7 protein-coding genes and 1 pseudogene are annotated in these 6,623 nt (G+C 71.7%); all 8 read left to right on the top strand.

The window, feature by feature from the left end:
* Positions 1-343 (top strand): annotated as a pseudogene (locus SALMUC_RS27010) (AAA family ATPase); the annotation flags it as partial.
* 1 nt (position 344) lies between these two features.
* The gene (locus SALMUC_RS27005) at positions 345-1,442 is read left to right on the top strand and encodes a ParB/RepB/Spo0J family partition protein (protein WP_020043035.1); all 1,098 of its coding nucleotides are present in this window, start codon (positions 345-347) and stop codon (positions 1,440-1,442) included.
* A gap of 71 nt (positions 1,443-1,513) precedes the next feature.
* A complete protein-coding gene (locus SALMUC_RS27000) occupies positions 1,514-1,756 on the top strand; it encodes a type II toxin-antitoxin system Phd/YefM family antitoxin (RefSeq protein WP_020043034.1) in 243 nt (80 codons plus the stop codon).
* Positions 1,753-2,166: a type II toxin-antitoxin system VapC family toxin gene (locus SALMUC_RS26995; RefSeq protein ID WP_020043033.1), complete on the top strand. Its 414-nt coding sequence runs from the start codon at positions 1,753-1,755 to the stop codon at positions 2,164-2,166. The genes SALMUC_RS27000 and SALMUC_RS26995 overlap by 4 nt, the downstream gene beginning before the upstream one ends.
* A gap of 75 nt (positions 2,167-2,241) precedes the next feature.
* Positions 2,242-3,180 carry an alpha/beta fold hydrolase gene (locus tag SALMUC_RS26990; protein ID WP_020043032.1) on the top strand — a complete coding sequence of 313 codons (939 nt, stop codon included), beginning with the start codon at positions 2,242-2,244 and terminating at the stop codon, positions 3,178-3,180.
* Positions 3,181-3,608: 428 nt separating this feature from the next.
* Complete coding sequence (locus tag SALMUC_RS26985; RefSeq protein ID WP_020043031.1) at positions 3,609-4,754, top strand: metallophosphoesterase; 1,146 nt, start codon at positions 3,609-3,611, stop codon at positions 4,752-4,754.
* 258 nt (positions 4,755-5,012) lie between these two features.
* A complete protein-coding gene (gene paoA, locus SALMUC_RS26980) occupies positions 5,013-5,672 on the top strand; it encodes an aldehyde dehydrogenase iron-sulfur subunit PaoA (protein WP_020043030.1) in 660 nt (219 codons plus the stop codon).
* Positions 5,669-6,619, top strand: coding sequence for an FAD binding domain-containing protein (locus SALMUC_RS26975; protein ID WP_020043029.1), 951 nt, complete (start codon positions 5,669-5,671; stop codon positions 6,617-6,619). The genes paoA and SALMUC_RS26975 overlap by 4 nt, the downstream gene beginning before the upstream one ends.
* The last annotated feature ends 4 nt before the right edge of the window (positions 6,620-6,623 follow it).

Below are 6,623 nucleotides of genomic sequence, written 5' to 3'. Positions count from 1 at the left end.
GCGGCGCTCGGACGGGCTGCCGGAGATGCGCTTCGAATGGGACGCGGTGCGCGCGCTGGTGACGCGCTTCGACGCGGGCCAGCAGACGGACCTGGCCAACGTGATCCAGGCCTACTTCGGGGACTTCATGACGACCTACCGGCAGGAGATGACCGCGCTGGTCGGGCAGGCCGGCGAACAGGTGAGCGGGATCTACGAGATCGATTACCGCGACTTCAACCGCGACACCTACGTGCGCGGGCGCGAGACCTTCGACCGGACCTGGGCGGAGGTAAAGGAGGTGATCCTGGGCACGTGGTGGCGCGATGCCCGGATGGCGGGTGCAGACCGCGAGGAGGTGTGAGATGGCCAAGCGACGCAAGCTGGAGGCGCCGAGCGCCGAGGACCTGAGCCGGATCGAGGACGAGTTTCGCCGCGAAAGCGGGTCCGGGGGCGGGGGCGCGCGGCTGGCCGCGCCCATCGCGCAGGTGGCGGCGGACAGCGCCGGGGCCTTCGATCCGCGCCCGGCGGAGCAGCGCGCCGAGGCGGCCCGCGACAGCCGCGACGCGCAGCGCATGCGCGACGCCGAGGGGCGCGGGCTGGTCATGCTGGAGGTGCCGATCGACGAGATCGACGCCGACGCGCTGGTGCGCGACCGGGTGGTGCTGGACGCCGAGGAGATGGAGGAGCTGAAGGCCTCGATCGCCAAGGGCGGGCTGCGCCTGCCGGTGGAGATCTTCGAGACGCCCGAGGACCCGCGCGGCTTCCGCTTCGGGCTGCTCTCGGGCTACCGGCGCCTGAAGGCCGTGCGCGACCTGCACGCGCTGACCAAGGACGAGAGCTACGCGACGATCAAGGCGGTGATCCGCGATCCCGACGCCATGGGCGGGACCTTTGCCGCGATGATCGAGGAGAACGAGATCCGCGCCGTGCTGTCGCATTTCGAGCGCGGGCGCATCGCGGTGATCGCGGCGCAGCAGGGGGCCTTCGTCAATTCCGAGGAAGCGGTCAACGCGCTCTTCCCGATGGCCTCCAAGGGCAAGCGGTCGAAGATCCGCAGCTTCGCGCTGATCTTCGAGGAGCTGGGCGATATGCTGACCTTTCCCGATCTCATCAAGGAGAAGGAGGGGCTGAGGATCGCCGCCGCGCTGCGCAACGGGGGCGAGTCGCGGTTGCGCGATGCCCTGGCCGAGCGGGTGCCCGAGACCCCGGCGGAGGAGGCGCAGATCCTGGAGGCGGCGCTCGCCACGCTGGAGCGGCCGGCGGAGCCCCGCCGCGGCGGGCGGCCGCGCAAGAGCGCGGGGCAGGGGGCCGAGAAGCGGCTCTCGTCGGGCTATTCGCTGCGGGCGGGCGAGGATTCCCAGGGCTGGTACATCCGGATCGGCGGCAAGAAGGCCAGCCGCGAGCTGGTCGAGGCGGCGATGGCCGAGCTGGAGCGGCTGCTGGACGCCCCGCGCGACTGACGGGGCAGGGCGGGCTTGATTTTCCGGCTCACTGCGCTTAGCTAGACAGGTAGCTGGACAGGAGGCCCGCCATGCTCACCCTTCAGGATGCCAAGAACCGCTTCAGCGCGGTGGTCGAGGCGGCGCTTGCCGGGCGCCCGCAGGAGGTCTCGCGCCGGGGCAAGCCGGCGGTGGTGGTGATCTCGGCCGAAGAATACCGCAGGCTGGTCGAGGCCGCGCGCAGCGACCGGGGCAGCTTTGCCGATCACCTCATGGCCTTCCCGGGCGACGAGGTGCCCCGTGCGCAGGCGGCCCCGCGCGACATCACGTTTTGATCTACATCCTCGACACCAACGTGATCTCGGCCGTGCGCCGGGCCGACCGCGCGCCGCAGGTGGCGGCCTGGCTCGCGCAGCAGGCCGAGGCGGAGCTATATCTCAGCGTGGTGACGGTGGGCGAGATCGAGAGAGGTATCCGTTTACAGGAGCCGCGCAACGCCGAATTCGCGCGCGACCTGCGGCTCTGGATGGAGCGGACGACGACCGTTTTCGCCGACCGGCTGTTGCCCTTCACCTCGGAGGACGCGCGCATCTGGGGCGAGCTCTCGGCGCGGATCGGGCACGCGGGGGCGGATCTCATGATCGCGGCGCAGGGGCTGGCGCGGGATGCCACGGTGGTCACCGGCAACGGCAGCGATTTCCGGCCGACCGGCGTGCGCCTGCTGGACCCGTTCGACGGCGGGTAGGGCAGGGCAGGGGGGCATTGCCCCGGGCCGGACGGGCCTGCATCATGCGGCCCGAGGCGAGGAGGAGAGCAGCCAATGACAGTGCGCGACAGGGCCGCGGCGCTGGCCGGGGCGCGGCCGGCCGGGCGTTTCTTCGAGGGCGCCGAGGAACGCCGGGTGCCGCTTTCGGGCGGCGGCGAGATCTTCTGCCGGATCATGGGCGCGGGGCCGCCGCTGCTGCTGCTGCACGGCTACCCGCAGACCTCGGCCATGTGGCACGCGGTGGCGCCGGAGCTGGCGCGCGACTTTCGCGTGATCTGCGCCGACCTGCGCGGCTACGGCGCCTCGCACAAGCCCGCGGGCGGGGGCGATCACGCGGCCTATTCCAAGCGCGCCATGGCGGGCGACATGGTCGAGGTGATGCAGGCGCTGGGGCACGAGCGCTTCGCGGTGCTGTCGCATGACCGAGGCGCGCGGGTGGCGCACAGGCTGGCGGCGGACCATCCTGCGCGGGTGCGGGCGCTGGCGATCCTCGACATCGCGCCCACGCGCGAGATGTACCGCGAGGCGCGCACGCCCTTCGCGCATGCCTACTGGCACTGGTACTGGCTGACGCTGCCCGCGCCCTTTCCGGAGGAGATGATCGCGCAGGACCCCGACCGTTTCTGGTTGTGGAAATGCGACACGCCCCCTGCGGGGCTGGCGCCCTTCTGCCGCGAGGCGCTGGAGGAGTACCTCTCGGCCTTCGCCACCCCCGAGGCGATCCACGCGAGCTGCGAGGACTACCGCGCGGCGGCCACCATCGACATCGCGCATGACGACGCCGAGACCGGGCGGATCGGGACGCCGCTGCTGGTGCTCTGGGGCGCCGACGGGGCCATCGAGGCGCATTTCGACTGCCTCGCGCTCTGGCGCGAGCGCGCCACGACGGTCGAGGGCCAGGCGATCCCCGGCGGGCACTACCTGGCCGAGGAATGCCCCGAGCGCGTGCTGGCCGAGGTGGGGCCCTTCCTGAAGCTTCACGCCGAGGACTGAGGCCCCGCCGCCCCGGGCGGGGGCCCGAGGACAAAGATGCGGCGGTGACGCGCCCCCGGGCGCGCCGGGGGCCGCTCCGTGTCGTTTCGGGCTTGCGGCCGCGACGATTGCCGGGATGCTGCGCGCCATGTCCTGCCGGGCGGGACCAACGAGCAGGAGAAAATACCATGTTTGCCACCGTCATGGGGGNTGGCCGAGGAATGCCCCGAGCGCGTGCTGGCCGAGGTGGGGCCCTTCCTGAAGCTTCACGCCGAGGACTGAGGCCCCGCCGCCCCGGGCGGGGGCCCGAGGACAAAGATGCGGCGGTGACGCGCCCCCGGGCGCGCCGGGGGCCGCTCCGTGTCGTTTCGGGCTTGCGGCCGCGACGATTGCCGGGATGCTGCGCGCCATGTCCTGCCGGGCGGGACCAACGAGCAGGAGAAAATACCATGTTTGCCACCGTCATGGGGGTCATCGGGACCTACGTGGCCCTGCGGGTCGTGGGTCCGCTGGGCATTCCGCTCTGGGGAAAGCTGCTGCTGGGCGCCGCGATCCTGATGCTGGCCGAGAACCACCTGCTGACGCGCTATGCCTATGGCAACATGTTCTCGCTCGAACTGCCGCGCGCCGTGGTGATCGCGGTGAACCTGGGCTTCGGGGCCATCCTGATAACCGCGGCGCTGCACCTGCTGCTGGACCTCGCGATGCTGGTCCGCTCGCTGCAGCTGTGGCAGTGGCGGCCGCTGGCGTCGGGCTGGAGCGCGGCGGCGGTCGTGCTGGGTGTCGCGGTCGCGGGCCTGGGCGTGATGAACGCGGTGCGGTTGCCCGCGCAGAAGGACCTGTCCTTCGAGATCGAGAACCTGCCGGCGGGCTTCGAGGGGTATTCGCTGATCCACCTGACCGACCTGCACCTCAGCCGGCTGTTCCACCGGCCCTTCGCCGAGGCGCTGGTGGCGCGGGTGAACGCGCTGGACGCGGACCTCATCCTCATCAGCGGCGACCTGATCGACGGCTATCCCGATGCCCGGCGCGCGGACGTGGCCCCGCTGGCGGGGCTTGCGGCGCGGGACGGCGTCTACGTGAGCCCGGGGAACCACGAGTATTATTTCGGCTACGAGGACTGGTGGGGCATCTACCAGGAGCTGGGGATGCGGCCGCTGGCCAACGACCATGCGCGGATCGAGCGCGAGGGCGGGGCGCTGGTGATCGCGGGGCTGACCGATCTCGCGGCCGGGCGCTTCGGACTGCCGGTGCCCGACATTGACGGGGCGCTCGAGGGGGCGCCGGGGGATGCGCCGGTGGTGCTGCTCAATCACCAGCCGAGGCAGGCGCGGGTCATGGCGGCGCGCGGCGTCGACCTGCACCTCTCCGGGCACACGCACGGCGGCATGGTGATGGGGCTGGCCTCGCTGATCGCGCGCTACAACGAGGGCTTCATCTCGGGGCTCTACGCGGTGGGCGACATGCATCTCTACGTGAGCAACGGCACCGCGCTCTGGCCCGGCTTCGCGCTGCGCCTTGGCGTGCCCTCGGAGCTGACGCGGATCACCCTGCGCGGGCGGGGCGAGGGCGCGCAGCCGGCTGCAGGAAGCTGAGGACGGGGCCCGTCCGGGCGGATCGTTCGACCGGCTGATCGCCTGGCGGGGCAGGGGCCCTTGCCACGGGCGCCGGGGTCCGGCGTTTGGTTGACGTTGGGGCACCCGCTGGAGCGGGGCCGGCATTCATGCGTTCACACCATGAGCCCTTGCGATTTGAGGGCATAGTCCGGGGCCCGGCCCCGGCTACCTGCCTTTCCACCGTCAAGACCGAACCAGCTGTCCGGAGGCGGACGGCCAGACCGACAGGAATTGATCATGTCCCCACCCCCCATTCCGTTCGAAATCCGCCGTCGCACGCTGATGGCCACCAGCGGCGCCGTGGCGCTTGGCGCCATCGCCGCGGGCCGGGCCTCGGCGCAATCCGGCGGCGAGGGCGGCAGCCCGGCCGCCGCGGTCGGCCCCGACAGCACGACCGTGACGCTGACCGTGAACGGCACCGAGCAGGAGCTGACGGTCGACAACCGCACCACGCTGCTCGACGCGCTGCGCGAGCACCTTGAGCTGACCGGCACCAAGAAGGGCTGCGACCACGGCCAGTGCGGCGCCTGCACCTGCTCGGTGAACGGGCAGCGCATCAACTCGTGCCTGTCGCTGGCCGTCATGCACGAGGGCGACGAGGTCGAGACCATCGAGGGCCTCGGCACGCCCGAGGCGCTGGACCCGATGCAGGCGGCCTTCGTCGAGCACGACGGCTTCCAGTGCGGCTACTGCACGCCGGGGCAGATCTGCTCGGCCCGCGCCGTGCTGGACGAGATCGCGGCGGGCGTGCCCAGCCACGTGACCGGCGATCTGACCGCGCGCATCGAGGCCACCGACGACGAGATCCGCGAGCGCATGTCCGGCAACATCTGCCGCTGCGGGGCCTATTCCAACATTCTCGCCGCCATCACCCAGGTCGCGGAGGATCAGGCATGAGACAGTTTTCCTACGAACGCGCGGCCGATCCGGCCGGGGCCGCGGCGCGGGCCGCCGAGGTCGAGGGCGCGAAGTTCATCGCCGGCGGGACGAACCTGCTGGACCTGATGAAGCTCGAGATCGAGACGCCGGTGCACCTGATCGACGTGAACGGGCTGGGCCTCGACGAGATCACCGAGACCGATGAGGGCGGGCTGCGCATCGGCGCGCTGGTGCGCAACACCGACCTCGCGGCCGACGAGCGCATCCGCCGCGATTATCCCGTGCTGACGCGGGCGCTGGTGGCGGGTGCCTCGGGGCAGCTGCGCAACAAGGCGACGACCGGCGGCAACCTGCTGCAGCGGACGCGGTGCCCGTATTTCTACGACACCGCCCAGCCCTGCAACAAGCGCGCGCCGGGGTCGGGCTGCGCGGCGCTGTCGGAAGGGGCCTTCTCGCGCCAGCTGGGCGTGATCGGCACCTCCGATGCCTGCATCGCGACGCATCCCTCGGACATGGCGGTCGGCATGCGTGCGCTGGACGCGGTGGTCGAGACCGTGACGCCGAACGGCATGACGCGCAGCATTCCGCTGGAGGAGTTCCACCTGCTGCCGGGCGAGACCCCGGAGCAGGAGACGGCGCTCATGCCGGGCGAGATCATCACCGCCGTGACGCTGCCCGCGCCCGTGGGCGGGGTCCAGACATACCACAAGGTGCGCGACAGGGCCTCCTATGCCTTCGCGCTGGTCTCGGTGGCGCTGATCCGCCAGCCGGACGGCACGGGCCGCGTGGCGCTTGGCGGCGTCGCGCCGAGGCCCTGGCGCTCGGCCGAGGCGGATGCCGAGCTTCCGAAGGGGGCCGAGGCCGTGATGGCGCGGCTGCTCGAGGGGGCACGGCCGACCGAGGAGAACGCCTTCAAGATCACGCTGGCGACGCGAACGCTCGCGGCCATGCTGGCAGAGGAGTGAGACC

Origin of the sequence: Salipiger mucosus DSM 16094 (genome assembly GCF_000442255.1) — a bacterium.
Classification (GTDB): domain Bacteria; phylum Pseudomonadota; class Alphaproteobacteria; order Rhodobacterales; family Rhodobacteraceae; genus Salipiger; species Salipiger mucosus.
The sequence above is the reverse complement of the archived record's forward strand: the minus strand, read 5'-3'. Positions and strand labels throughout refer to the sequence as shown.

Coding starts and splice junctions, on each gene's coding strand:
- SALMUC_RS27005 (WP_020043035.1), top strand. CDS start 345: ATGGCCAAGCGACGCAAGCTGGAGGCGCCGAGCGCCGAGGACCTGAGC.
- SALMUC_RS27000 (WP_020043034.1), top strand. CDS start 1,514: ATGCTCACCCTTCAGGATGCCAAGAACCGCTTCAGCGCGGTGGTCGAG.
- SALMUC_RS26990 (WP_020043032.1), top strand. CDS start 2,242: ATGACAGTGCGCGACAGGGCCGCGGCGCTGGCCGGGGCGCGGCCGGCC.
- SALMUC_RS26985 (WP_020043031.1), top strand. CDS start 3,609: ATGTTTGCCACCGTCATGGGGGTCATCGGGACCTACGTGGCCCTGCGG.
- paoA (WP_020043030.1), top strand. CDS start 5,013: ATGTCCCCACCCCCCATTCCGTTCGAAATCCGCCGTCGCACGCTGATG.
- SALMUC_RS26975 (WP_020043029.1), top strand. CDS start 5,669: ATGAGACAGTTTTCCTACGAACGCGCGGCCGATCCGGCCGGGGCCGCG.